This window comes from Actinomadura madurae, assembly GCF_900115095.1.
GTDB classification, from domain to species: Bacteria; Actinomycetota; Actinomycetes; order Streptosporangiales; family Streptosporangiaceae; genus Spirillospora; species Spirillospora madurae.
In genome coordinates, this window is the sequence record NZ_FOVH01000001.1 from 44,668 (window position 1) to 69,432 (window position 24,765).

Sequence of the window (24,765 nt, forward strand, 5' to 3'; positions counted from 1 at the left end):
ACAAAGCGTCCAAGGATTTGACCGGCGGGCGGACATCGGCGAAAGTAAGGCTCGTGCAGAGCACCTTCACCATCCTCGTAGTACTTGGTCGGCGCGCAGGCTGACCAAGCTTTCCGTCCTGCGCGCCTCCCCTCGACCGCCTCCCGGCGGCGGGGGTTTTTTGTTGCCCGGCGAGCCAGACTCACTCCCCAAGGAACCGCAGAATCATGACGACCGAACAGATGACGGGAGCCCAGGCGCTGGTCCGCGCCCTGGAGAACGTCGGCGTCGACACGGTGTTCGGCATCCCGGGTGGCGCGATCCTCCCGGCCTACGACCCGCTGTTCGACTCCGCGAAGCTGCGCCACATCCTCGTCCGGCACGAGCAGGGCGCCGGCCACGCCGCCCAGGGCTACGCGATGGTGACCGGCAAGGTGGGCGTGTGCATGGCCACCAGCGGGCCCGGCGCGACCAACCTCGTCACCGCGATCTCCGACGCCTACATGGACTCGGTGCCGATGGTCGCGATCACCGGGCAGGTCGCGTCCTCCCTCATCGGGACCGACGGCTTCCAGGAGGCCGACATCGCCGGCATCACGATGCCGATCACCAAGCACAACTTCCTGGTCACCAAGGCGGGGGACATCGCCCGCACGATCGCCGAGGCGTTCCACATCGCCGGCACCGGGCGGCCGGGCCCCGTGCTGGTCGACATCGCCAAGGACGCCCTGCAGGCCACGGTCGCGTTCGAGTGGCCCGTGCCGCTGCAGCTCCCCGGGTACCGTCCCGTCACCCGGCCGCACTCCAAGCAGGTCCGCGAGGCGGCACGGCTGATCGTCCAGGCGGAGCGCCCGGTGCTCTACGTCGGCGGCGGCGTGCTGAAGGCCGGCGCGTCCGCCGAGCTGAAGGTGCTGACCGAGCTGACCGGCGCGCCCGTCGTCACCACGCTGATGGCCAAGGGCGCGCTCCCCGACAGCCACCCGCAGCACATGGGCATGCCGGGCATGCACGGCGCGGTCGGCGCGGTCGGCGCCCTGCAGCGCGCCGACCTGCTGGTCGCGCTCGGCGCCCGGTTCGACGACCGCGTCACCGGCAAGCTGGACGGGTTCGCGCCGGGCGCCAAGGTCGTGCACGCCGACATCGACCCGGCGGAGATCTCCAAGAACCGGCACGCGGACGTCCCGATCGTCGGGGACGCGCGGGAGGTCATCGCCGACCTGATCGTCGCCGTCCAGAACGAGCACGAGGCGGGCCGCAGGGGCGACTACACCGACTGGTGGCGGCAGCTCGACGCGTGGCGCAAGACGTATCCGCTGGGCTACGACACGCCCGGCGACGGCTCGCTGTCCCCGGAGTACGTCATCGAGCGGATCGGGAAGATCGCCGGGCCGGACGCCTACTACGTCGCGGGCGTCGGCCAGCACCAGATGTGGGCCGCGCAGTTCATCAAGTACGAGCGGCCCGGCGCGTTCCTGAACTCCGGCGGCGCCGGCACGATGGGGTACGCCGTCCCGGCGGCGATGGGCGCCAAGGTCGGCGCGGCCGACACCACGGTCTGGGCGATCGACGGCGACGGCTGCTTCCAGATGACCAACCAGGAGCTCGCGACCTGCGCGATCGAGGGCATCCCGGTCAAGATCGCCGTGATCAACAACGGCAACCTCGGCATGGTCCGGCAGTGGCAGACGCTCTTCTACAACGAGCGCTACTCCAACACCGATCTGCACTCGGCCAAGCGGATCCCCGACTTCGTCAAGCTCGCCGAGGCGTACGGTTGTGTCGGGCTGCGCTGCGAGAAGGCCGAGGACGTCGACGAGGTCATCGCCAAGGCCATGGAGATCAACGACGCGCCCGTCGTGATCGACTTCGTCGTGCACCAGGACGCCATGGTCTGGCCGATGGTCGCGGCCGGCACCACCAACGACGACATCAAGATCGCCCGGGACATGGCGCCCGACTGGGAGAACGGAGACTGACCCCGATGAGCCTGCACACCCTCTCGGTGCTGGTGGAGAACAAGCCCGGCATCCTGGCTCGGGTCGCGGCGCTGTTCTCCCGGCGCGGTTTCAACATCGAGTCCCTCGCGGTCGGCACCACCGAGCATCCGGAGATCTCCCGGATGACGATCGTGGTGAACGTCGCCGACCTGCCCCTGGAGCAGGTCACCAAGCAGCTCAACAAGCTGATCAACGTGCTGAAGATCGTCGAGCTGGACCCGTCGGCGTCCGTCCAGCGCGAGCTGGTGCTGGTCAAGGTGCGCGCCGACGCGGAGACGCGGTCGCAGGTCCTGGAGACGGTGACGCTGTTCCGTGCCAAGGTGGTGGACGTCGCGCCGGACGCCGTCACCATCGAGGCGACCGGCAACCGCGACAAGCTGGACGCGTTCATCAGGGTCCTGGAGCCGTTCGGCATCAAGGAGCTGGTGCAGTCGGGCATGGTGGCCATCGGCCGCGGCGCCCGGTCCATCACCGACCGCTCGCTGCGGGCCATCGAGCGCAGCGCCTGACCCCGCGACGTACGGCCGCCCCGCGGGCGACACGAAACCCACATCAACGAAAGGCAACAGCACTGTGGCTGAGATGTTCTACGACGACGCCGCCGACCTGAGCGTCATCCAGGGCCGGCACGTGGCGGTCATCGGCTACGGCAGCCAGGGGCACGCGCACGCGCTCTCGCTGCGCGACTCCGGCGTCGACGTGCGGGTCGGGCTCCGCGAGGGGTCGGCCAGCCGGGAGAAGGCGGAGTCCGAGGGCCTGCGCGTGGTCACCCCGGCGGAGGCGGCCGAGGAGGCCGACCTCATCATGCTGCTGGCCCCCGACCACCACCACCGGGAGATCTTCGAGAAGGACATCAAGCCCGCGCTCGTCGAGGGCGACGCGCTGTTCTTCGGGCACGGGTTCAGCATCCGCTACGACCTCGTCCAGCCGCCGGAGGGCGTGGACGTGGCGATGGTCGCGCCGAAGGGCCCGGGGCACCTCGTCCGGCGCCAGTTCGTCGCCGGGCGCGGCGTGCCGGTGATCGTGGCCGTGGAGAAGGACCCGTCCGGCAGCGCCTGGCCACTGGCCCTGTCCTACGCCAAGGCCATCGGCGGCCTGCGCGCGGGCGGCATCAAGACCACCTTCACCGAGGAGACCGAGACCGACCTGTTCGGCGAGCAGTCGGTGCTGTGCGGCGGCGTCTCCGAGCTCATCAAGACCGGGTTCGAGGTGCTGACCGAGGCCGGCTACCAGCCGGAGGTGGCCTACTTCGAGGTCCTCCACGAGATGAAGCTGATCGTCGACCTGATGTACGAGGGCGGCGTCTCCAAGATGTACTGGTCGGTGTCCGACAACGCCGAGTACGGCGGCTACAGCCGCGGCCCGCGCGTGATCACGCCGGAGACCAAGGCCGCGATGAAGAAGATCCTCGGCGAGATCCAGTCCGGCCAGTACGCCAAGGAGCTGGTGGACGAGTTCGAGGGCGGCCAGAAGCAGTTCCAGCAGTACCGCGAGGAGCTGGCCGCGCACCCGATCGAGAAGACGGGCGCCGAGCTGCGCCCGATGATGAGCTGGCTCAACGACTGAGGCCCGTTCTTCCAGGCGGCGCGGGGCCCGAGGGCGGGTCCCGCGCCGTCGTGCTCTGTCGTGTCTGTTGTGCTGTGGCGTGTCTGTTGTGTTCTGGAGTGTCCGTCGTGCGCTGTCAGCGGCGGAGGGCGCGGCGGATCCGGGCGCCGAGTGAGGCGGGGGGCGGCGGCTCGGCGACGACGAGGGCCAGGTGCCCGCCCTTGGTGAAGTAGACGCCGACGTCCTTGGGCCCGGCCTTCCGCCGCTGCGGCGCCGTCCGCACCCCGGCGGCGCGCACGGAGCCGAAGCGGGCCTCGCGGGTCACGCCGAGGGCGGTCGCGGCCACGTGCACGTCCCAGCGTCCCGGCTCGATGGCGGCGGGGTCGGCGACGGCCTCGAACCGCCCGGCGCCGTCGTCGCGGGGGTCGGCGGGGAAGCCGTGCTCCTTCCCGGACGTCCGTTCCCGCAGGATGACGTCGACGGCCGTGCGGTTCGTCTCGACGCGCTGGAGCTTGGCGAAGCCGCGGATCCGCACCTTCCTGCCCTGCCAGGCGACCGACTCCAGCCGGTGCTCGACGCCGACCTCGGTGGTGATGTCGGCGTCCTGGCGCGGGACGCCGCGCAGGTAGGGGTACATCGCGTAGATCCGGCCGCCGACCACGACCGCGCCCGCCGGGCTGCCCTCGACCTCGTCGCGGATCAGCCGCTCCAGCTCCTCGCGCAGGCCGTGCTGGATGCAGAACGCCCGGAGCCGCGCGGACGCGGGCATGGCGGCGCGGGCGGCGTCGCTCAGACCCTCCTCGCCGATGACGCGGCGGGTGCCCTCGACGAGCCGTTCCCGCTGGAGCCGGTCGAGGCTCAGGTAGCGGTGGTCGTACACGCGCAGGACGTCATGCAGGACGCTGATGGTGCTGTCCGAGGTCACGGGTCATCTCCTGATCGGCCGGGGACATCGGTCACGTTAAGGCTCCGGACGGTCGCGCACAGTGAAATCCCGGCGGTGTGTCCTCCTGGATGCATACTCGGTATTGCCCTACCCATACTCGGTATGCATACTTGGTAGGTATGTCAATACGTCACGGCCTGCTGGCACTGCTGTCCCAGGGGCCCCGCTACGGCTACCAGCTGCGCGCCGAGTTCGAGTCGTCCACCGGCGCCACCTGGCCGCTCAACATCGGGCAGGTCTACTCCACGCTCTCCCGGCTCGAACGCGACGACCTCGTCACCCGCGTCGGCGCCGACGACGAGGGCCGCTTCGTCTACCGGATCACCCCGGCGGGGGAGGCGGACGTCCGGCGGTGGTTCGCCACCCCGATCGCCCGGTCCGACCGCCCCCGCGACGAGCTGGCGATCAAGCTGGCGATGGCCGTCACCACCCCCGGCGTGGACGCCGCGCAGGTCGTGCAGACCCAGCGGACCGCCACGCTGCGCGCCCTCCAGGACCTCACCCGGCTCAAGGCCGACGGCCCCGCCGTCCCCGCCGACCAGGGCGACCGCGCCTGGCGGCTGGTCCTGGAATCGATGATCTTCCAGGCGGAGGCCGAGGTGCGCTGGCTGGACCACTGCGAGTCCTACGTCACCCGCGCCATGCCCGCCGCCCCCGCCGCGCCCGCGGAGGCACCGGCGCGGACCGACGAGGAGGCGCGCCGATGAACGCCCTGTCCCTGCGGGACGTCTCCCGCGACCACGGCTCCGGCCCGTCCCTCGTCCACGCGCTCCGCGAGGTGAGCCTGGACGTCGCCGCGGGCGAGTTCGTCGCCGTGATGGGCCCGTCCGGCTCAGGCAAGTCGACCCTGCTGACGCTCGCCGGGGGCCTGGACACCCCCACCTCCGGCCAGATCGTCGTGGCCGGGACCGACCTCGGCCCGCTCGGACCCGCCGGCCGGTCGGCCCTGCGCCGCGGCCACGTCGGCTACGTCTTCCAGGACCTCAACCTCATCCCGAGCCTCACCGCGGCCGAGAACGTCATGCTGCCGCGCGAGCTGGACGGCGTCCGCGCGCGGCAGGCCCGCCAGGAGGCGCGGCGGGCGCTGGCCGAGGTCGGCGTCGAGGACCTGGCCGGGCGGTTCCCGGACGAGATGTCCGGCGGCCAGCAGCAGCGCGTCGCCATCGCCCGCGCGCTGGTCGGCGAACGCCGGCTCGTCCTCGCCGACGAGCCGACCGGGGCGCTCGACAGCCACACCGGCGAGGACGTCATGCGCGTCCTGCGCGGCCGCTGCGACGCGGGCGCGTCCTGCCTGATGGTCACGCACGAGTCCCGGCACGCCGCCTGGGCCGACCGGATCGTCTTCCTGCGCGACGGCCGGATCGTCGACGCCACGCCGGCCCCGTCCGGCCCCGAGACCCTTCTCCAGGAGACGACGTGAACCGCTACGCCTTCGCACTGCGCATGGCCCGGCAGGACGCGCTGCGCGCGAAGGGCCGCACCGCGCTGGTGCTGTGCATGATCGGGCTGCCGGTCTGCGTCGTGGTCGCCCTGGCCGTGATCAGGAAGACCGCGAGCGAGCCCGGCGTCGAGGCGACGTCCGCCCCCGCCGAGTCGGCGATCCTGGCGATGATCGTCGCGATGGCCGTCCTCCAGGTCGTCCTGCTCGCCGGCCCCGCGCTCGTCGTCGACGTGCGGCGGCGGCGCCGCGAGCTCGCGCTCGTCGCGGCGTCGGGCGGCGCCGGCCGGCATCTGCGCGCCGTCGTCCTGGCGAGCGGCCTGCTGCTCGGCGGCATCGCCGCCGTCGCCGGGACCGCACTCGGGGTCGCCGCCGCGGCGGTCATCATACGGGTCGCCGAGGCGAACGGCGCCGAGCCGTTCGGCCCGTTCCGGGTGCCGTGGTCCGCGGTCGCCGTGACGGCGCTGCTCGGCCTGGTCACCGGGCTGCTCGCCGCCCTGATCCCCGCCCGGCAGGCCGCCCGGATGGACGTCGTCGCCGCCCTCGCCGGGCGCCGCGAGCCGCCCGGCCGCGCCCGCCGGGGCTGGCCCGTCGTCGGCGGCCTGCTCGTCGTCGCGGGCGTCGCGGGGTCGCTGGCGGGCGTCCGTGTGCTGCACGAGTTCGGCGCCGCGTTCGGCGCCGCCGCGATCATCATCGGGCTCGTCGTCGCCTGCCCGTGGCTCGTCGGGGCGACCGGGCGGCTCGCGCACCGGCTCCCGCTGCCGCTGCGTCTCGCGGTCCGGGACGGGGCCCGCAACCGGGCCCGCACCGCACCCGCCATCGCCGCGATCACCGCGGCCGTCGCCGGGATCACCGCGCTGGCCATCGGGGGCGCCAGCGACTTCCGGCAGGAGCAGTTGGACTACCGGGCGGAGCTGCCCATGGGGTCGGCGGTGATCCGGCCGACGGTCGAGAAGGCGGACGCGGTCGCCCCGGCGCTCCGGGACGCCCTGCCCGGCGTGCCCCTCGTCACCCTGCGCGCGCTGCCCGGGGAGGGCTCCACCTGCATGGACCCCGACCCGTCGCGGTGCAAGAGCGTGGCCTTCACCCCCGACGAGGACGAGATGTCCGGCTTCAACATCGTGGACAACGTGGTCGGCGGTGCGCGGGAGGCCCGGATGCTGCTCGGCCGCGACGATCCCGCGGTGGCGGCGGCGCTGGCCGAGGGAAAGATCGTCCTGTTCGGGACGCGTCCGCCCGCCGGCGGGAAGGTCACCGCCACGATCAGCTACTGGGCCGACGACCAGGAGCACACGGCGGGAACGGTCAAGGACCTCCCGGCCGTCGCGGTCGAGGGCGACCCCCACGTGGCGGCGATCGTGCCGCCCGAGGTCGCGGAGCGGGTCGCCGAGCGGGCGGACACCACCGTCCGGACGGAGGCGTACGGCATCGACCGCGCCGACCACCGCGTCACCCCGGCCGAGCAGGCGAAGCTGGAGAAGACGCTGGCCGCCTCCACCCCTTACGACGACCTGGTCTACGTCGAGCGGGGCTTCACCGACTCCTACGACAAGCCCACCCTGCTGCTCGGCGCGGCCGCGGCCGTCCTCGCCCTCGGCGCCTCGCTGATCGCGACGAGCCTGGCGGCCGCGGACGCGCGTCCCGACGTCGCGACGCTCGCGGCGGTCGGCGCCCGGCCGCGCACCCGCCGACTGCTGACGATGGGCCAGGCCGCGTTCATCACGGTGCTCGGCTGCTGGCTCGGCCTCGCGGGCGGGCTCGTGCCCGGCCTCGCGGTGACGCGGCCGCTCACCGAGAGCGCGGGGGACGTCGGCATCCCGGCCCACGGGGCGATCGTCGACGTCCCCTGGCTGCTCCTGCTGGCGATCGGCCTCGGGATCCCGCTCGTCGCGGCCTGCTTCGCGGGGGCCGTGACCCGCTCCCGGCTCCCCATGGGGCGCCGCGTCCTGTCCTGAGACCCGCCCCGCCCGACGAAACCCGCGGCGGATCTTGGTAAACGCGCGGCGGGCGGATCGGCCGCGCGCCGGCGCCGGTGGTAGCGTCCGGCGCGTGGCTGAGGCGGTTGCGGTGGAGGGGCCGGCGGGCGCGGCCCCCGCGGACCACGAGGGTCCGGACCGGCGCGGCGCCGCGCTCGCGGCGCTGGTCGCGGCGAGCGCGCTGCTGTACGCGGCGTACTCGCTGATGCGGCTGCACGCCTTCCGGAGCGGCAGCTACGACCTGGTGATCTTCGACCAGGCGATCCGCTCCTACAGCCGGTTCGACCTGCCGGTCGCCATGGTCAAGGGCGTCCACAACGACTTCGGCCCGGACTTCTCCATCCTCGGCGACCACTTCTCCCCGATCCTGGCGCTCCTCGCGCCCCTCTACTGGATCCACGACGGCCCGGAGACCCTGCTCGTCGCGCAGGCCGTCCTGCTGGCGCTCGCCGTCCCGCCGATCTGGCGCTACACCGAGCGGAGGCTCGGCGCCGGCGCCGCGTACTGCGCCGCCGGCGCCTACGCGCTGTCGTGGCCGATCGCGGAGGCGCTCGCGTTCGACTTCCACGAGGTCGCCTTCGTGCCGCTGCTGTCGGCGCTGATGGTCGAGCGGCACGACGCGGGACGGCGGGGGCAGGCCGCGCTGGCCGCGTGCCTCCTGCTGCTGGTCAAGGAGGACATGGGGCTGCTGCTCGCCGGCTTCGGCCTCTACCTGCTGGCCCGTCCCGACCTGCGGGAGCGCCGGACCCTGCGCGACCTGCTGGCTCCCGCCGACCGCCGGGAGGGCCTCGCCTACCTCGCGGTCGGCCTGGCCGCCACCTGGGTCTGCTCCCGCCTGCTCATCGCCGCGCTAGGCGGGGACAACGACTACTACTGGGCGTACGGCTCCCTCGGCCCCGACCTGCCGCACGCCGCCGCGCACGCGCTCACCCACCCGTGGGACGTCGTGACCGTCCTCGGCACCCCGCCGCGGAAGCTCCTCACGATGGCCCTGGTCGTCCTGCCGCTGCTCCTGCTGCCGCTGGCCTCCCCGCTGACCCTGACCGCCGTCCCGCTCCTCGCCGAGCGGATGCTCGCCAGCGGCTTCAGCAACTGGTGGGAGCCGCACTACCACTACAACGCGTTCATCATCGGGGTGCTCGTCCTGGCGGCGGCCGACGGCGCGGCCCGGCTGCGCGGCAGGGTCCCGGCCGCGGGGCGGCTCCCGTCCGCGCTGCCGATGGCCGGGGTGCTCGCCGCGGTGCTCGCCTGCGTGCCGTTCTTCGCCTACCGGCACTTGGCCGACCCGGCGCTGTGGCGGCAGAACGAGCGGGCGCGGGCGGCCTCGGCGGCGGCCTCGAAGATCCCGGACGGCGCGCTCGTCGAGGCGGCCAACGGCGTCGGCCCGGCGCTGACGTCCCGCGCCCGCGTGCTGCTCTGGGACGACCGGTCGCACGGCGCGCCCTGGGTGATCGCCTACATCGGACGGCTGGAGTTCCCCTTCGGCTCGCCCGCCGAGCAGCGCCTGCGGGTGGCGGAGCTGAAGGCGGAGGGCTACGCGGAGGTCTTCCGGCAGGACGGGTACATCGTGCTGTACCGGGACGTTCCCGACCCCTGGTGAGACTTATCGCGATCGTTTGGACAATGTCCAGTGACCGATCATCGGCGCACAGGTCAGAATGCCGGTGAAGATGCCCCGGGGATAAATATCCCTGTCGTTTTCGGGTACTTTAGCGGATACTTGAAGAAAGCCGTGACGGCCGCGGCAGGTGCGGGAGAACCTGCGCGAACACTCACGTTGCCGCCGCCGGAGCGGGCCTTGGGGCGAGCGCATGGACGGTGTGAGGCCGATCGACGACAACGGAAGGTCACCGGCCGGAGACGGGCGGGAATTCATTGCCGGGGCGGCAATGCGGCGGGCAGGTAATTCCCGGGTCCGGGCGGCGGGCCGGGGAACGAATTGCGAGGAGCCGTGACATGCCGGCGGGAGAGGACAAGGACGTCCGGCGCTGGGAGACGTGCGGGCAGGCGTGGATCGGCGTGCTGCGGCACGTCTGGACGGCCGGCGAGGCCGGGCTGGAGGACGGCGGGCCCATCATCGAGGGCCCGCCGCTGCTGTTCGAGGTCGCCTCGCTCAGCTGGGAGGACCCGATCCTGCGCGAGCACGGCGACCGGGCGCGGCTCGTCCGGCGCGCGCAGGAGCGCACCCGCAGCGTCGTCCGCGGGCGGTACTGGCCGCGGCTGCACGACCTGGACGGCCACGACCAGGTCCGCTGGGTGGTGGACCTGCTGCGCGCCCGGCCGTGGACGACGAGCGCCTGGATCTCGCTGACGATCCCGGGGGAGCCGGCCGACGGGCTGCCGGCCCTCACCGCGCTGTCGTTCCGCATCCGCGGCTACCGGCTCATCATGACCGCGATGTTCCGGTCGCAGAACGTCCACCGGGCCTATCTGATGTACATCCCGCTGCGCGAGGTGCAGACGCAGGTCGCGGACGAGCTGGGGCTGCCGGCGGGGCCGCTGCGGGTGTTCGTGGACGTCCCGCACGTGCACGTCCGCGACGCCGAGCGGGTCGCGTCCGTGCTGGCGTCGGTGCCCGAGCCGAACGCCGCGTGACACACGACATATCGGAGTTACCGGTGGGTGTTTCCCCGCCGCGAACCCCGGTCGCCTGCGGGTTATAGACTCGCCGACGGGGCGAGGGCACGACGAGGTGACTCGCGACTTCACCTGCAGATCACACGAACATCCACTTCCGAAGGACTGTTTCCTTGAGCAAGCCCGTCGTCCTCGTCGCAGAAGAACTCTCCCCGGCCGGCATCGCCGTGCTGGAAGCCGACTTCGATGTCCGCCACGTCGACGGCGGAGACAAAGAGCGGCTGCTGCCCGCCGTCGCCGACGTCGACGCGCTGATCGTGCGCAGCGCCACCAAGGTCACCGCGGAGGTGTTCCGGCACGCCGGGAGGCTCCGCGTCGTCGCCCGCGCCGGCGTCGGCCTCGACAACGTCGACGTGGAGGCCGCCACCAAGGCCGGCGTCATGGTCGTCAACGCGCCCACGTCCAACATCGTCACCGCCGCCGAGCACGCGATCGCGCTGCTCCTCGCCACCGCGCGGAACGTTCCGCAGGGCCACGCCGCCCTCAAGCAGGGCGAGTGGAAGCGGTCCAAGTACACCGGCGTCGAGCTGCAGGGCAAGACCGTCGGCGTCCTCGGCCTCGGCCGGATCGGCGTCCTCGTCGCCCAGCGCCTCGCCGCCTTCGACATGAACGTCATCGCGTTCGACCCCTACGTGCAGGCCGCCCGCGCCGCGCAGCTCGGCGTGAAGCTCGTCACGCTGGAGGAGCTGCTCCGCGAGAGCGACTTCATCACCGTCCACCTGCCGAAGACGCCCGAGACCCTCGGCCTCATCGGCGACCGCGAGCTCCAGCAGGTCAAGCCCACGGTGCGGATCGTCAACGCCGCCCGCGGCGGGATCGTCGACGAGGCGGCCCTCGACCTCGCGCTCAAGGACGGCCGCGTCGCCGGCGCCGGCATCGACGTGTTCAGCACCGAGCCGTGCACCGAGAGCCCCCTGTTCCACCACGACAGCGTCGTCGTCACCCCGCACCTCGGCGCCAGCACCCACGAGGCGCAGGAGAAGGCGGGCACCCAGGTCGCCCGCTCGGTGAAGCTCGCGCTGTCCGGCGAGTTCGTCCCGGACGCCGTGAACGTGCAGGGCGGCGCGGTCGCCGAGGACGTCAAGCCCGGCCTGCCGCTCGCCGAGAAGCTCGGCCGCATCTTCACCTCCCTCGCCGGGGGCGTCCCCGTGCGCCTCGACGTCGTCGTCCGCGGCGAGATCGCCGAGCACGACGTGAAGGTCCTGGAGCTCGCCGCCCTCAAGGGCGTGTTCGTGGACGTCATCGAGGAGGCGGTGACCTTCGTCAACGCGCCGCTGCTGGCCCGCGACCGCGGCGTCGAGGTCACCCTCACCACCAGCGAGGACAGCCCCGACTGGCGCAACGTCGTGCAGGTCCGCGGCACGATGGCCGACGGCGGCGTCGTGTCGGTGTCCGGCACGCTCACCGGCCCGAAGCACGCCGAGCGGATCGTCGAGATCAACGGCTACGACATGGAGCTCGTGCCGACCGAGCACATGGCGTTCTTCTCCTACGTCGACCGCCCCGGCATCGTCGGCGCGGTCGGCAAGCTGCTCGGCGACGAGCAGGTCAACATCGCCGGCATGCAGGTCGGCCGGGACGCCAAGGGCGGCAAGGCGCTGATCGCGCTGACCGTCGACTCGGCCATCCCGCCCCAGCTCGTCGACGCCATCACCCGCGAGGTCGGTGCCGACATGGGCCGCCGCGTCGACCTCGAAGGCTGACCGGAACCCGGGCGGGCGTCCCGGACGCCCGCCCGCGATCATCTCGGATAGTGAGATTATCTGCCACGGGTCGGGACACCCCGCGGAGGCGGAGGTAATCTCACAGGTAGTCATGCGGCGCTTCGTGGAGATCCTTCGCTGCCGCAGCGGGGCCTGATCATCGGCAGGCCGGCACCCGCTGCGGAGGCCCTGCCTGGCCGTGAGTCCGATGCCGCGCCCGGACCGTGCGAACCACGGCATCCCGGCCGCGCCCCTCTGGCCGAAGCCCAGCGACTCAGGAGCAACCTCATGAACGACACCTGGACCAACACGCCCGCCGACGACGACGCCCAGGAAGAAGCCGCCCGAGCCCTGCAAACGGCCCTGGACCGGCGGGCGGATTAGATTGCTTTTTCTCCTCCTTCGGGCCTAGCGGCCCTGCTGTGTTCATTGCAGTGCCCTCCTCCTTCGGGCCTTGACGGCCCTCCATCGTCGGGCACTGCGGGCGATCGCTGGCATCGCATCCGACTCGCCTAGCGGCTCGCTGCGCGATCAGGGTCTCGCTTCGCTCGCCCCTGCCTTCGGACGCGATCGCGACCGTTGAGGTCGTTGCGTGGTTGCGGCAATGGCTGATGCCTGCGCGCACGGCTCCTCCCGGTCGTCGCGGTTTTCGATGCTGAACTGGTGGGGCCACGAGCTCGCCCTAGAACGTCGCGTCGGACCGTCGCGGGCCCTCCTGTCTCCTTACGGCGGCCTACGGCGGCCCGTTCGCGGCTCGCTTGTCGTGCGAGCGGGTCATGTTTGCATCTCCCGCAGCACGACCTGCACGTCGTCAAGTTCGCCGACTGGGTGATCGACCTCGGTTCCCGGCGGCCGTTTGGTTCGGGGTGGGTGAGGTCGTGGTGCGAGACTGGGGGGATGGCGCTTGAGGTCGGGGCGGCCGAGGTCGTGGGGGTTTTGCGGGACGTTGCTCGGATCGGGCCTTACTTTGATGTCGGCACTTCTCCGGTGGGCGGGGCTGGGTGGGGTGCTTTTCCTGGGGACGGGGCGCTGCTGGCGGCGTTGACGGACGACTACGCCGAGAAACTGGGGACGGGGGAGCGGCGGGTGGCCGCTTCGCTGGTGTTCCAGGGGCTTGCGGCTCGATTGTGGTCGCCGGTCGTCGCGGCGGCGGCTCGGGGGATCGTCCCCGACTTGGGTGGGCTGCGCTGGCGGTGGGCGGCAGGGGAAGCGATCGAGTTGGGGCTCGATGAGCCGCGTGGGTGGCGGGTCGGGTCTGTGGGGGAGGCTGTCGGGCTTGTCGAGCGGGTGGTCGTGGACGGGCAGTTGCGGCCTCTGCGTGAGGTGATGCTGGGGTTCGTCGGCCTTGCGGACGGCTTGTTGTGGGGGAACGCCGCGTCGGCGCTCGCGGGGAGTTTGAACGTCGGGCCCGATGGTCGTGTGGCGCTGGTGCGTGAGCTGCTCGGGCGGGGGCCGCTCGCCGGTGCGGGGGAGTTCGGGGCCGGCGGGTTCGTCCGGAACAACTGCTGCCTGTACTACCGGGTGCCGGGTGGTGGAATGTGCGGAGATTGCGGGCTTGCCCGAAATGTGAGATGAGAGCCCAAGCACTGAGACGTTTGCAGTAGAGTGCGCGCATGGCTTCGCGCAGCATTCGTCTGGCCGTCATCCCGGGGGACGGGATCGGCCCCGAGGTGGTCGCCGAGGGACTGAAGGTCCTCGACGCCGTGTCCGGTGACCTGGCCTTCGAGCAGACCGCCTACGACCTGGGCGCCGCCCGCTGGCACCGGACGGGGGAGACGCTGCCCGACTCGGTCCTGGAGGAGCTGCGCGAGCAGGAGGTCATCCTGCTCGGCGCCGTCGGCGACCCCAGCGTGCCGAGCGGGACGCTGGAGCGGGGCCTGCTGCTGCGGGCCCGGTTCGAGCTCGACCACTACGTCAACCTGCGCCCGGTGAAGCTCTTCCCGGGTGTCGCGACGCCGCTGGCCGGGGTGACGACCGACGACATCGACATGGTCGTGGTCCGGGAGGGCACCGAGGGGCCGTACACCGGCGTCGGCGGTGTGCTGCGGAAGGGCACGCCGCACGAGGTCGCCACGCAGGAGAGCGTCAACACCGCCTACGGCGTGGAGCGGGTCATCCGGTACGCGTTCGACGTCGCCGCGTCCCGGCCCCGCAAGAAGCTCACACTCGTCCACAAGGACAACGTCCTGACCTTCGCCGGTGACCTCTACCAGCGGACGCTGAAGCGGGTCGGAGCGGAGTATCCGCAGGTCACGACGGACTATGTGCATGTCGACGCGGCCACGATGTTCTTCGTCAGCCAGCCGGGGCGGTTCGACGTGATCGTTACCGACAACCTGTTCGGCGACATCATCACCGACATCGGCGCGGCGATCGCGGGCGGTATCGGGCTCGCCGCGTCCGGCAACGTCAACCCAGACCGCACCGCGCCGTCGATGTTCGAGCCGGTGCACGGCAGCGCGCCCGACATCGCCGGGCAGGGCAAGGCCGACCCGACCGCCACGATCCTGTCCGTCGCCATGCTGCTCGACCACGTCGGCGAGGGCGAGGCCGCCCGCCGCGTCGAGCAGGCCGTCTCCGACGACCTGGCCGAGCGCGCCGCCCTCGGCGCCCGGACCACGTCCCAGATCGGCGACGCGATCGCGAAGCGAGTATCCGGCTAGGGGCACGCCGCCTCCGGCCAGACCGGGCGTGCCCTCGCGGCGCGCCCGGTCATCCGTATGCGCCGCGCACGGAGGAGCAGGTCTAGACGAAGTATGACAATAGGGACTAGGAAGCCGATGCGGCGATGGGGCCGCCTGGGCGATCCGCGAGAGGACGAACCGCGATGAGCGACACCCTGGAGTTCGAGATCACGCGCACCGAGCGGCCCGCGACCGCCGCCGAGCGCGCGCGGATCCTGGCCGATCCCGGCTTCGGCCGGCACTTCACCGATCACATGATCACGATCAGGTACTCGGCGGAGCGGGGCTGGCACGAGGCCAGGCTCGAACCGTACGGGCCGATCCCGATGGACCCGGCCTCCCAGGTGTTCCACTACGCCCAGGAGCTCTTCGAGGGTCTCAAGGCCTACAAGCAGCCGGACGGCTCGATCGTCACCTTCAGGCCGTACATGAACGCGGCGCGGATGAACCGGTCCGCGCACCGGATGGCGATGCCGGAGATCCCCGAGCAGCTGTTCGTCGACGCGATCGAGCTCCTCGTCCGGACCGACAAGGACTGGGTCCCCGACGCCGAGGGGCACAGCCTCTACCTGCGGCCCTTCATGTTCGCCACGACCCGGGCGCTCGGCGTCAACAGCCCGGCGAGCGAGTTCCTCTTCATGGTCATCGCGTCCCCGTCCGGCCTGTACTACCCGCGCGGCGTCAAGCCCGTCTCGGTCTGGCTGTCGCAGGACTACACGCGCGCCGCGCCCGGCGGCACCGGCGAGGCCAAGTTCGGCGGCAACTACGCCGCGTCCTTCGCCGGCCAGGCCGAGGCCGTCGCGCAGGGCTGCGACCAGGTCGTCTGGCTCGACGCGGTGGAGCACCGCTGGGTCGAGGAGGTCGGCTCGATGAACCTGATGTTCGTCTACGGGTCCGGCGCGGGGGCCCGGCTGCTCACGCCCGCGCTCACCGGCACGCTGCTCGCCGGCGTGACCCGCGACTCCATGCTCAAGCTGGCGCCCGACCTCGGCGTCCCCGCCGAGGAGGGCAAGATCAGCATTGACGAGTGGCAGGCCGGCTGCACGTCCGGCGAGATCACCGAGGTGTTCGGCTGCGGCACCGCCGCGATCATCAGCCCGGTCGGCCGGGTCCGGGGCCGGGACCGGGAGTGGACGATCGGGGACGGCGAGCCCGGCGAGGTGTCGATGCGGCTCCGCCAGGAGCTGGTCGGCATCCAGTACGGCACGCGTCCCGACCCGTACGGATGGGTCCACAAAATCGTCTGACCTGGGTGTTCGCGGGCCCCGGCGCAGACCGCGCCGGGGCCGCACCGTCTCAGCATCCGAGACCGATGTCCCACGCCCGCGAACCGTGTGGCAGACTGTGCGCATCATGCGCCACAGCCTCGTGATTATCGGCTGGCGCGCCGGCAGCTAACGGGACATCGCCGGCGCGCAGACCTCTCACGTCCGTGAGGGGTCTTTTTTGTGCCCTGGCTGATCCCTCTGGGGGTTCCTCACATGCAAGGCGACGCGTTCCACGTCTACGACACCACCCTGCGCGACGGGTCGCAGCAGGAGGGGCTGAACCTCTCCGTGCCCGACAAGCTCGCCATCGCGCGGCACCTGGACGACCTGGGCATCGGCTTCATCGAGGGCGGCTGGCCGGGCGCCAACCCCAAGGACACCGAGTTCTTCAGGCGGGCTCGAACAGAGCTCGACCTGAGGCACGCGCAGCTCACCGCGTTCGGCGCGACCCGCCGGGCCGGGGTGAAGGCCGCCGACGACCCCCAGGTGGCCGCCCTGCGCGACTCCGGCGCGCCCGTCGTGACCCTGGTCGCCAAGAGTCACGACAGGCACGTCGAGCTGGCCCTCCGCACGACGCTGGAGGAGAACCTCGCGATGATCCGCGACACGGTCTCCCACCTGCGTGCGGAGGGCCAACGAGTCTTCCTGGACGCCGAGCACTTCTTCGACGGCCACAAGGCCAACCGCGCCTACGCGCTGGAGGCCGTCCGCACCGCCGCCGAGGCGGGCGCGGACGTCGTCGCGCTCTGCGACACCAACGGCGGGATGCTGCCGGACGAGCTGGCCGAGGTCGTCCACGAGGTCGTCGGGTACGGGGTCCGCGTCGGGATCCACTGCCACGACGACTCCGGCTGCGCCGTCGCGAACACGCTGGCCGCGGTGAGGGCCGGGGCCACCCACGTCCAGGGCTGCGCGAACGGGTACGGCGAGCGCAGCGGCAACGCCAACCTGTTCACGGTCGTCGGGAACCTGCAGCTCAAGCGGGGCATGAGCCTCGTGTCGGACGCGCAGCTCGGCGAGATGACCCGGATCGCGCACGCCGTCTCCGAGGTCACCAACGTCGCGCCCAGCTCGCAGCAGCCGTACGTGGGGGTGTCGGCGTTCGCGCACAAGGCGGGGCTGCACGCGTCCGCCGTCAAGGTCGACCCGGACCTGTACCAGCACATCGACCCGGCCGCCGTCGGCAACGACATGCGGATGCTGGTGTCGAGCATGGCCGGGCGGGCGTCCGTCGAGCTGAAGGGCCGCGAGCTCGGCTACGACCTGTCCGGCGAGAAGGCCAAGGCGGTCGTCGGCAAGGTGAAGGAGCTGGAGTCCACCGGCTACACCTTCGAGGCCGCGGACGCCTCCTTCGAGCTGCTCCTGCGCGAGGAGCTGACCGGCGTCCGGCAGCGGCACTTCGAGGTCGAGTCGTGGCGGTCGATCGTGGAGCGCCGTCCCGACGGCTCCATGGTCAGCGAGGCCACCGTCAAGCTGCACGCCAAGGGCGAGCGGATCATCGCGACCGGCGAGGGCAACGGCCCCGTCAACGCGCTCGACAACGCGCTGCGGATCGCGCTCGGCCGCCTCTACCCGGAGCTGGCGCGGCTGGAGCTGGTCGACTACAAGGTCCGCATCCTGGAGGGGGCGCACGGCACCGACGCCCGGACGAGGGTGCTGGTCGAGTCCAGCGACGGCGAGCGCGAATGGGGGACGGTCGGCGTCGAGGACAACGTCATCGCCGCGTCCTGGCAGGCCCTGGAGGAGGCCGTCACCTACTGCCTGCTGCGCGCCGGATACGAGGCGGGCTGACCGGCGGGCCCGTCCCCCGCATCGGGAATCTCCCGGGGCCGCCGGGCATTATCGGGGCATGAGCACCGAGATCACCGACAATGCCGGGAAGAGCCGCTACGAGATCAGGCTCGACGGGGAACTCGCCGGGTTCGCCGAGTACGAGCGGGGCGAGGGCGCCGTCGTCTTCACCCACACCGAGGTCGACCCCGCGTTCGAGGGCAAGGGCGTGGGCGGCTCCCTGGCCCGGGGCGCGCTGGACGACGTCCGCGCGAAGGGGCTGTCGGCCGTCCCGCTGTGCCCCTTCATCAAGAAGTGGATCGGCAGGCACCCCGACTACCAGGACCTCGTCCGGTCCTGACGGCTACACCGCCCTGAGCCGCGACTTGCCGCCCTCCAGCATCAGCCACGCCCACGCCGAGGTCTCCTTCACCCGCACCCGGACCCGCGTGTAGCGGGCCGGGTCGACCAGGCCCGGCGCGGGCGTGATCACCGTGTCGAACACGAAGTCGGACGCGACGAAGGCCAGGTCGGCGCCCGTCTCGGCGACCCGCCGCTTCACCGCGGGCGCGTCCACCATCCGGCGCGTGGTGATGATGGCGCCGCCGGCCACGCCCTTCGGGCCGCGCCGCACGGGACCGACGTGCAGCGCGGCCCGCAGCTGCAGCCGGGTGGCCTCGGCGGCGCGCCGGTTGTGCCGCCGCAGCGCCGCCGCCAGGTGCGCCACCATCGGGTCCACGACCGCCTCCGTCGGCGTCGTCGCCGGCACGATCACCAGCGCCCCGTCGCCGCGGTCCTCCTGGTACAGGTGCGACAGGTCGAGCGCGGACGGCCCCGAACGCCTCGCCCATCAGGTCGTACATGGCGTCCAGCACGTACCCGCGGTCGGCGTCGGTGCGCACCGGCGAGCTGAACCCGGTGATGTCGGTGATGAGGATCGAGCAGTTTCCGAGCGCTCCCTGCGGCAGCTCGGGCGGGCCGAGCCGCTCGACCTGCCGCCGGTAGACCTGCTGTTCGAGGACGGCCCGGACCCGGGGGCTGCCGTCCAGGAAGGCCGCGAAGTCCTGCGCGCCGATCCGCAGCGCCTGGACGTCGCTCTCCGCCGTCACGGTCGCGGACCGGTCCCGCACGGTCAGCGCCGCCCGCTCGCCGACCAGCTCCCCGGCGCCCCGGAACGCGACGATCCGCTGCTCGGCGCCCTCCCGCACCCAGACCCGCGTCCAGCCGGACAGGATCACGACGACCTCGCCCGCCCGGCCGCCCTCCCGGCACAGCACCTCCTCCTTCCGGTACACGTGCCCGCGCGCCCGCGCGATGAGGGCGTGCCGCTCGCCGGCGGTCAGCGCGTCCCAGAACGTCTCCGCGCCGTCCGGTACGACTTCCCTGGCGAACGGCACCGCCGGCAGTGCGGCCCCCGCCCCCGGCGGGGGACCGGACGTCTCGTGCAACGTCCCGGACCGCAGGTACTGGACGAGGGCGTTCGTCACGCTCACGGCGAGGCAGGACAGGAACGTCAGGAAGCCGGTGATCGCGGCGCTCACCGAGCCGCCCAGCGCGTACCCCAGGGTCACCGACAGGAGCGTCACGGGGACGGTGACGCGGGCGTCCATGGCGCCGGTGCCGGCGTTCGAGGCGACCCGCCTCCGCGCCCGCGCCACCCAGCGGTTCGTGCTCACGGAGTCGTCCTTCCCCCGGGAAGGCACGGCGATCTGCCGCCGTCCCGCTCCCGGCGTTGGTCATGCCCCACGTCTCCCCACGACCAAGGTAGGACGATATGCATATAAAAGCCATACGAAGGCTGTACAAAACACGGTGACGATTACGTATCCTGATGGCGAGAGTGATGCGATGCTGAGCATCGGAGGTTTCCGGAGCACGAACCGAGGGAACCTCCCCCGTACCCCCTGTATGCGGGGCATGGGTTTGCTGACGAAGGACCGCACGATCGCCTGACCGGCGGATCCCGGCCCGCACGGCGGACCGGGCTTCACGCCCCCCGGGATGGGAGAAAGCGCTCATGACGAACAACCGAGCAGCCTCCGACGCGCCGGGCACCGGCCGGGACCCGGCCGCCCCGAGCCACCGCGCCGAGGCCGTTCCGCAGAACGAGCGCGTGACCATCAACCTGACCGGCAAGGCCGTCCAGGCCCTCCAGCGCCTCCAGGAGCAGACCGGCTACAACAAGACCGACTGCATCAACCGCGCCCTGATCATCGCAGGCGAGATCGAGAACATGTCCCGCGAACCCGGCGCCGTCTACTGGCGCAAGACCCCCGACTCCGACCTCATGCTCGTCCGCTTCGTCTGACCCTCACCGAGACCGGGCACGTGGGTGCTGGTGAGACGAGGTCAGGAATCGTGTTGCCAGACCGTGTCGGGGACGTCTCCGGCTATGAATCGGATCTTGTTGGTGCCGGGCTTGTAGACGGTGATGGTGAGGCGGAAGGGCTCACCGTTCTGGTCGTATGCGGTGCGTTTGTGTTCGATGACGGCGAGGCTGCCTCGGGAGAGTCCGAAGAACCTCAGCTCCTCGTCCCTCGGAGGGCGCGCGTCGAACTCGTCCTCGTAGCCGGTCTGCTCATGGCCGCGGCTCTGCAGATAGGCCACGGTCCCCTCTTCGATGTCGACGGACTTGAGGAGCGCCTGAGCCTGGATCGCGAGTTCGAGCTTGAAGTAGGAGTGCTGGAGCGAGTTCGGCTTGCCGTCCACGAACCGCTCCTGGGAGCGGCGTACCACCTGCGGCTTCTGCGGTGAGTCCGGCGGGACGGGGTTGATCCCGAGCGCCTCCATCTGCGCGCTGTCGGCGTCCTCGACCTGGACTTCGGGCTTCGACGAATGCGTCCGATGGCCCTGGCGCTGCGCCTCGGCCACGAACGCCTCGCCCTCGCCGCCGCCGAATCCGCGTCCGAGCGCGTTCCCCTCGCCCAGGTCCGTGTGGTTCAGGGTGATGACGAAGGGCGCGGCGGGCTCGGCGACGAAGCTGCCCTTCTGCGGGACGGTCTCGACGAGGCCTTCCTGGCGGAGCTCGTTGACGGCCTTCTTGATCGTGTTGGGTGACACCCCCCAGCTGTCCGCCAGTTCTTTCTCCGTCGGCAGCTGGACGCCAGGGCCGAGCGTCCCGTTGTCGATCTTGGCTCTGAGGTCGGAGGCGATCTCGGAGTACTTGGAGACCCTGCCTGCCATGACGTTCCCTTCTCGGCGGCGGGGGGCGGGGGTCAGCGGAGGTGGATCTGTTCGATGATGTGATGGTGCCTTGTGGGTGTCCGGGATGGTAGGGGTTTCTGGAAGAGGGCGCCTGACGGGGTGTTGTCGCTGGTCTTGCGGATCGCGACGTCCTGGAAGCCCTGGCGGCGGTAGTAGGCGTGGAGCTCGGTGTTGTCGGTCCAGACGTCGATCCTGATCAGTTCCGCGTTCTTCTGCCGGGACGCGCCCTTGCGTCCCGCCCAGTCGATCAGTTCGGCGCCGAGGCCGCGGCCGGCGTAGTCGCGGTGGATGACCAGGCGGTGGAGGTAGACGGCCTCGGTCCGGCGTTCCTCCGGCGTCCAGAGCTCCTCGTGGCCGATCAGCCGGATGGAGACGGTGCCGATCGCGAGCTCGCCGTCGAACAGGAGCCAGGTCTCCTTGTTGAGGAGGGCCTCGTACACGCGTTTGGTGCGGTCGTCCTCGCTCGGCCATGGGCGGGCCCACTGCGTGGTGTTCTTCTCCTCCCGCAGCCAGCGGGCGGCGTGGTCGATGAGGTCGAGGACGTCCCGCAGTTCGTCCGGACGAGCGAGGCGGATGTGGTGACCGGCGTGGCGGGCCCGGCTGCGCTGGCGGGCCATGGTGGGTGTGTCCACGTGCTCCTGACTCCGAGAAAAAACCGAGCCCCCGCCTCCTGGCCGCCGGGAGCCGAGGCTCCGAGCCGGTCGGGAAGGGGGGCGTGTGGATAGGTGTGAGACTGCCGCCGTGGTCGGGGCGGCGGCGATCTATCCGCTTCCGGCGCCGTCGTCCGGTGGGGATTCGTGCGGAGTGTCCTCGGCCGGCGCCAGACCGGGCGCCCTGAGGACGTCTTCGGGTACCTTTCCGTCGTTGTAGTGGAGCCGTGTCCGGTCGGCGGGCCAGACCGTCACGGTGAGGCGGAACGCCTTGCCGTCAGGGGAGTAGGCGGTCCGGACCGTCTCGAAGACGACGTCGGCCGCGGAGTCGCCGAGGCCGAAGAACCGCTTCTCGTTCTCGTCCGGGACGCGGACCTTGATCTCGTCGTGGAAGCCGACCTCACTGTAGCCGAGCGTCTCGCCCAGGTAGGCGACCGCGCCCTCGGGGATGTCGCGCGGCGAGAGGAGCCGCGACGCGCCGCCGGTGGCGAAGTCGAGCGGGTAGAACGAGGTCTGCAGCGCCCACGGGCGGTCGTCGAGGAAGATCTCCTGGTGCCGGGAGATGAGCTCGGCGCCGGGGTCGGACTGCAGGTACCGGGCGATGACCTTGGTGCCCTCCTGGACCTCCACCTTGACCTGCGACACCGTGACGTCGCGGTGCACGGGGATGAAGGCGTCCCGGTTGTACCACTCGCCCGAACCGCTGCCCGGTGCGAGGCCCAGCGCCACCGCGGAGAGCGTCACGTGGACGATGTTGGGCCGGCCGACGACGAAGGTCCCCTTGCCCTGCTGGGACACGACGTATCCCTGCTGCTGCAGCCAGGACAGCGCGTCGCGGACGGTGTTGCGGGACGCCTTGTAGTGCGCTTCGAGCTCCTTCTCGGCGGGGAGGCGCCGCCGGCCGGCCGTCCCCTCGCCGGGGGCGAGGTCGCCCGACTCGATGCGGCGGAGCAGGTCATCGGCTATGTCGCGCCACCGGGCGGGCGTCGTGCGAGCCATCCGAACCGCTCCCCTCCCTGTCCGCTCGACTGGTACCGCTGAGCCGGACAAGCAACGTACATCGAACCGGACTTAACTCTTGAACAAGTAGTTCCCGCTCAACGTGTTTGCAATCTCTAGGAATGGTAACAAGTTGAGTGAGGGAACTTGTTGGTACAAGTCGACCGGTTGAGAACTCGGACAACTCTACCAGCAGGATGTTCGGGATGTAAGGGATACCGCGAACACTCGGAGGAGGGTTCACCATGATGGTCGCTCTGTGGATCTTCGGTCCCGCGGCACTGTTCCTGACCCTGGCGCTCTACGTCGCCCTGATGGGCTACCGCACGAGGGACCTGCAGTTCCGCAGCCGGATGGCGGCGCCGTCGCCGGCGGTCGGCCGGCGGGGCCCGCTGGTCAACGTCTCGGTGCCGGCGGACAGGACGCCGCCGGTCCGGCCCGTGCGGACGGGCGCATGATCTCCGGTCGCCGCCGAGCGCGCCGCTGACCCAAGGAGTTCGACGTGGAAGACAGCCTGATGGACCCGGCGCCGGACGTCCCGTACCCGACGGCCGCCGACGGCCGGGAGCGCACCGCCGCGGTCGAGGAGCCGACCGAGCGTGCCCATCCGCGTCTCGTGCTCACCCCGGCCGCCGAGCCCCGTGCGGAGCGCGAGCCGCGGGCCGGCGCTGTGGTCAGCGGGATCGTGGTCCTGCTGCTCACCGCCGAGCTGGGCCGCCGGGCCGGCGCGCCGGCCCGGCTGACCGCGATCTTCTGCGCGGGCGCCTGCGCCGCGGTGATCGTGCCCCGGTACGCGCCGGCCGCGCCGCTTCCACGTCTCCGGCTCCGGCCGGCCGCCGCGAGCGCGGCACCCTGACGACCGTAGGACGGGGGAGTCCGGGGAGACTGAAGGGAGGTATGTGGCCAAAGGGGGAGTTTGGCCTGCCTTCAGGCGGATTTCTCCGCCCAGAAACGGGACATAACGGATCTTTTCCCTCATACTTCTAGTGACCGAAGAGAGGGATGACCAGTGATCGGCCGTATGCGACCCCTGCCTCACCCGGACCCCTTCGTCGACGTCACCCGCGGGTACGTCACCCGCGTCGGCGACGCGCTGCAGGCGCGCGGGGTGCCGCTCTCGAACGTCTGGCTCGATCCGTCCGATCCGCGGGACGCCACCTTCGTCCTCGGGCTGCGGGCCCTGGTGTGGAACGAGTCCGAGGGCTTCGTGCTCGGCGAGTTCGTCTCCGGGGAACCCGGCGTCCGCACCGTACTGCGCGACCCCGTCCGGCTCGGGGACTCCGTCCTGCCCGACCCGAGGTCCGTTCCCGGGCTGCTGGAGCGGGGCGGCGAGGGCGCGCCGGCTTCTCTGCGGTCCTTCGCCGCGGGTCATGACGGGTTCGAGGACGAGCTCGTCCGGTACACGGTCTGAGGTCGTTCGTTCGAAAGAACGAGGACCTTTCCGTGCGTAGCGGCGCTGCTACGGAGAAAATCCGCCAAAAGTGGCGAAACGGGTGGCGGATTTCTGGTGGAGGATCCACTATGAGGATCTGCACGGCACGTGCGAGGTTTCCGCGTGCCGCGTTCCGACGAACCGACCTGCCGGAGTGATCCTATGCCTGTCCGCCCCTGGAGCCCCGAGGACCTCGGGCGTCCGACGGACGGGACCTGGGCGGACATCGCCTTCGGCCTCGGCGAGATGTACGAGCGCGAGGACGATCTGGAGCAGGCCGCCGGCTGGTACCGGCGGGCCGCCGAGGCCGGCCGCGCCGACGCCGCGCTCCGCCTCGGCGCCGTGCTCGGCCGGCTGGCCGACGCGGGCGCCGCCGACTCCGCCGACGACCTGCTGGCCGAGGCCGCCCGCTGGCTCAGCGGCGCCCAGGCCGCCACCACCCCGGACGCCATCGAGCTGATCACCGACATGCTCAACCGGCAGCTGCGGCAGGCCGCGCGCCGCGGGTTCGAACCGTCCCCGGCGGGATGACGCCTT

The 24,765-nt window shown here is 71.6% G+C and carries 24 protein-coding genes and 2 pseudogenes; 20 read left to right on the forward strand and 6 right to left on the reverse strand.

What is annotated here, in order from left to right; translation table 11 throughout:
• Nucleotides 1-188 precede the first annotated feature (188 nt).
• From BM339_RS00185 to ilvC, 3 genes and pseudogenes are all read left to right on the forward strand, one after another.
• A pseudogene (locus BM339_RS00185) lies at nt 189-1,955 on the forward strand (acetolactate synthase large subunit); the annotation flags it as partial.
• 5 nt (nt 1,956-1,960) lie between these two features.
• Nucleotides 1,961-2,485, forward strand: coding sequence for an acetolactate synthase small subunit (ilvN, locus tag BM339_RS00190; protein ID WP_021595476.1), 525 nt, complete (start codon nt 1,961-1,963; stop codon nt 2,483-2,485).
• Between the two features lie 73 nt (nt 2,486-2,558).
• Complete coding sequence (gene ilvC / locus BM339_RS00195) at nt 2,559-3,542, forward strand: ketol-acid reductoisomerase (protein ID WP_021595477.1); 984 nt, start codon at nt 2,559-2,561, stop codon at nt 3,540-3,542.
• Between the two features lie 115 nt (nt 3,543-3,657).
• Here ilvC and BM339_RS00200 read toward each other — a convergent pair whose 3' ends face one another.
• A complete protein-coding gene (locus BM339_RS00200; protein ID WP_021595478.1) occupies nt 3,658-4,446 on the reverse strand; it encodes a hypothetical protein in 789 nt (262 codons plus the stop codon).
• Nucleotides 4,447-4,586: 140 nt separating this feature from the next.
• Here BM339_RS00200 and BM339_RS00205 point away from each other — a divergent pair, with 140 nt between their 5' ends.
• The 11 genes from BM339_RS00205 (at nt 4,587) to BM339_RS00255 (ending at nt 18,304) form a co-directional block, all read left to right on the forward strand.
• Nucleotides 4,587-5,174 carry a PadR family transcriptional regulator gene (locus BM339_RS00205; protein ID WP_075019587.1) on the forward strand — a complete coding sequence of 196 codons (588 nt, stop codon included), beginning with the start codon at nt 4,587-4,589 and terminating at the stop codon, nt 5,172-5,174.
• On the forward strand, nt 5,171-5,887 hold the full coding sequence (locus tag BM339_RS00210) for an ABC transporter ATP-binding protein (RefSeq protein WP_075019588.1): 717 nt from the start codon (nt 5,171-5,173) through the stop codon (nt 5,885-5,887). Before BM339_RS00205 ends, BM339_RS00210 begins: the two co-directional genes overlap by 4 nt.
• A complete protein-coding gene (locus BM339_RS00215) occupies nt 5,884-7,860 on the forward strand; it encodes an ABC transporter permease (protein ID WP_075019589.1) in 1,977 nt (658 codons plus the stop codon). The genes BM339_RS00210 and BM339_RS00215 overlap by 4 nt, the downstream gene beginning before the upstream one ends.
• A gap of 94 nt (nt 7,861-7,954) precedes the next feature.
• Nucleotides 7,955-9,481 carry a DUF2079 domain-containing protein gene (locus BM339_RS00220; protein ID WP_143118252.1) on the forward strand — a complete coding sequence of 509 codons (1,527 nt, stop codon included), beginning with the start codon at nt 7,955-7,957 and terminating at the stop codon, nt 9,479-9,481.
• Between the two features lie 356 nt (nt 9,482-9,837).
• Nucleotides 9,838-10,476 carry a thymidylate synthase family protein gene (locus BM339_RS00225; RefSeq protein WP_021596752.1) on the forward strand — a complete coding sequence of 213 codons (639 nt, stop codon included), beginning with the start codon at nt 9,838-9,840 and terminating at the stop codon, nt 10,474-10,476.
• Between the two features lie 155 nt (nt 10,477-10,631).
• Nucleotides 10,632-12,221 carry a phosphoglycerate dehydrogenase gene (gene serA / locus BM339_RS00230; protein ID WP_021596753.1) on the forward strand — a complete coding sequence of 530 codons (1,590 nt, stop codon included), beginning with the start codon at nt 10,632-10,634 and terminating at the stop codon, nt 12,219-12,221.
• Between the two features lie 897 nt (nt 12,222-13,118).
• A complete protein-coding gene (locus BM339_RS00235; RefSeq protein WP_021596756.1) occupies nt 13,119-13,796 on the forward strand; it encodes a (2Fe-2S)-binding protein in 678 nt (225 codons plus the stop codon).
• Between the two features lie 38 nt (nt 13,797-13,834).
• The gene (locus BM339_RS00240) at nt 13,835-14,884 is read left to right on the forward strand and encodes a 3-isopropylmalate dehydrogenase (protein ID WP_021596757.1); all 1,050 of its coding nucleotides are present in this window, start codon (nt 13,835-13,837) and stop codon (nt 14,882-14,884) included.
• 164 nt (nt 14,885-15,048) lie between these two features.
• A complete protein-coding gene (locus BM339_RS00245; protein WP_083597134.1) occupies nt 15,049-16,152 on the forward strand; it encodes a branched-chain amino acid aminotransferase in 1,104 nt (367 codons plus the stop codon).
• 234 nt (nt 16,153-16,386) lie between these two features.
• A complete protein-coding gene (cimA, locus tag BM339_RS00250) occupies nt 16,387-17,964 on the forward strand; it encodes a citramalate synthase (RefSeq protein WP_021596759.1) in 1,578 nt (525 codons plus the stop codon).
• Nucleotides 17,965-18,022: 58 nt separating this feature from the next.
• Nucleotides 18,023-18,304, forward strand: coding sequence for a GNAT family N-acetyltransferase (locus BM339_RS00255; protein WP_021596760.1), 282 nt, complete (start codon nt 18,023-18,025; stop codon nt 18,302-18,304).
• A 3-nt stretch (nt 18,305-18,307) separates the two neighbouring features.
• On the opposite strand, the gene BM339_RS51080 is transcribed toward BM339_RS00255, so the two are convergent.
• On the reverse strand, nt 18,308-18,718 hold the full coding sequence (locus tag BM339_RS51080) for a hypothetical protein (protein WP_256255120.1): 411 nt from the start codon (nt 18,716-18,718) through the stop codon (nt 18,308-18,310).
• 86 nt (nt 18,719-18,804) lie between these two features.
• Here BM339_RS51080 and BM339_RS51085 point away from each other — a divergent pair, with 86 nt between their 5' ends.
• Nucleotides 18,805-18,948, forward strand: coding sequence for a hypothetical protein (locus tag BM339_RS51085; RefSeq protein ID WP_256255122.1), 144 nt, complete (start codon nt 18,805-18,807; stop codon nt 18,946-18,948).
• Between the two features lie 50 nt (nt 18,949-18,998).
• Here the strand turns inward: BM339_RS51085 and BM339_RS52565 are convergent.
• A pseudogene (locus tag BM339_RS52565) lies at nt 18,999-19,553 on the reverse strand (cyclic nucleotide-binding domain-containing protein); the annotation flags it as partial.
• Between the two features lie 407 nt (nt 19,554-19,960).
• Here BM339_RS52565 and BM339_RS00265 point away from each other — a divergent pair.
• The gene (locus BM339_RS00265; RefSeq protein WP_021596762.1) at nt 19,961-20,251 is read left to right on the forward strand and encodes a hypothetical protein; all 291 of its coding nucleotides are present in this window, start codon (nt 19,961-19,963) and stop codon (nt 20,249-20,251) included.
• Nucleotides 20,252-20,292: 41 nt separating this feature from the next.
• On the opposite strand, the gene BM339_RS00270 is transcribed toward BM339_RS00265, so the two are convergent.
• The 3 genes from BM339_RS00270 to BM339_RS00280 all read right to left on the reverse strand — a co-directional run bounded on the left by BM339_RS00270 (nt 20,293) and on the right by BM339_RS00280 (nt 22,796).
• The gene (locus tag BM339_RS00270) at nt 20,293-21,126 is read right to left on the reverse strand and encodes a GntR family transcriptional regulator (RefSeq protein WP_075019592.1); all 834 of its coding nucleotides are present in this window, start codon (nt 21,124-21,126) and stop codon (nt 20,293-20,295) included.
• Nucleotides 21,127-21,158: 32 nt separating this feature from the next.
• A complete protein-coding gene (locus tag BM339_RS00275) occupies nt 21,159-21,779 on the reverse strand; it encodes a GNAT family N-acetyltransferase (protein WP_143118253.1) in 621 nt (206 codons plus the stop codon).
• Between the two features lie 129 nt (nt 21,780-21,908).
• A complete protein-coding gene (locus BM339_RS00280) occupies nt 21,909-22,796 on the reverse strand; it encodes a GntR family transcriptional regulator (protein ID WP_021596765.1) in 888 nt (295 codons plus the stop codon).
• A gap of 245 nt (nt 22,797-23,041) precedes the next feature.
• Between BM339_RS00280 and BM339_RS00285 the strand changes: the two genes are divergently transcribed.
• The 4 genes from BM339_RS00285 to BM339_RS00300 all read left to right on the forward strand — a co-directional run bounded on the left by BM339_RS00285 (nt 23,042) and on the right by BM339_RS00300 (nt 24,759).
• A complete protein-coding gene (locus BM339_RS00285) occupies nt 23,042-23,254 on the forward strand; it encodes a hypothetical protein (protein WP_021596766.1) in 213 nt (70 codons plus the stop codon).
• A 44-nt stretch (nt 23,255-23,298) separates the two neighbouring features.
• Nucleotides 23,299-23,652 carry a hypothetical protein gene (locus tag BM339_RS00290; RefSeq protein ID WP_075019593.1) on the forward strand — a complete coding sequence of 118 codons (354 nt, stop codon included), beginning with the start codon at nt 23,299-23,301 and terminating at the stop codon, nt 23,650-23,652.
• Nucleotides 23,653-23,817: 165 nt separating this feature from the next.
• Complete coding sequence (locus tag BM339_RS00295; protein ID WP_075019594.1) at nt 23,818-24,207, forward strand: DUF6292 family protein; 390 nt, start codon at nt 23,818-23,820, stop codon at nt 24,205-24,207.
• A 183-nt stretch (nt 24,208-24,390) separates the two neighbouring features.
• Nucleotides 24,391-24,759, forward strand: a complete 369-nt coding sequence (locus tag BM339_RS00300; protein WP_075019595.1) for a hypothetical protein — start codon at nt 24,391-24,393, stop codon at nt 24,757-24,759.
• Nucleotides 24,760-24,765: the final 6 nt, after the last annotated feature.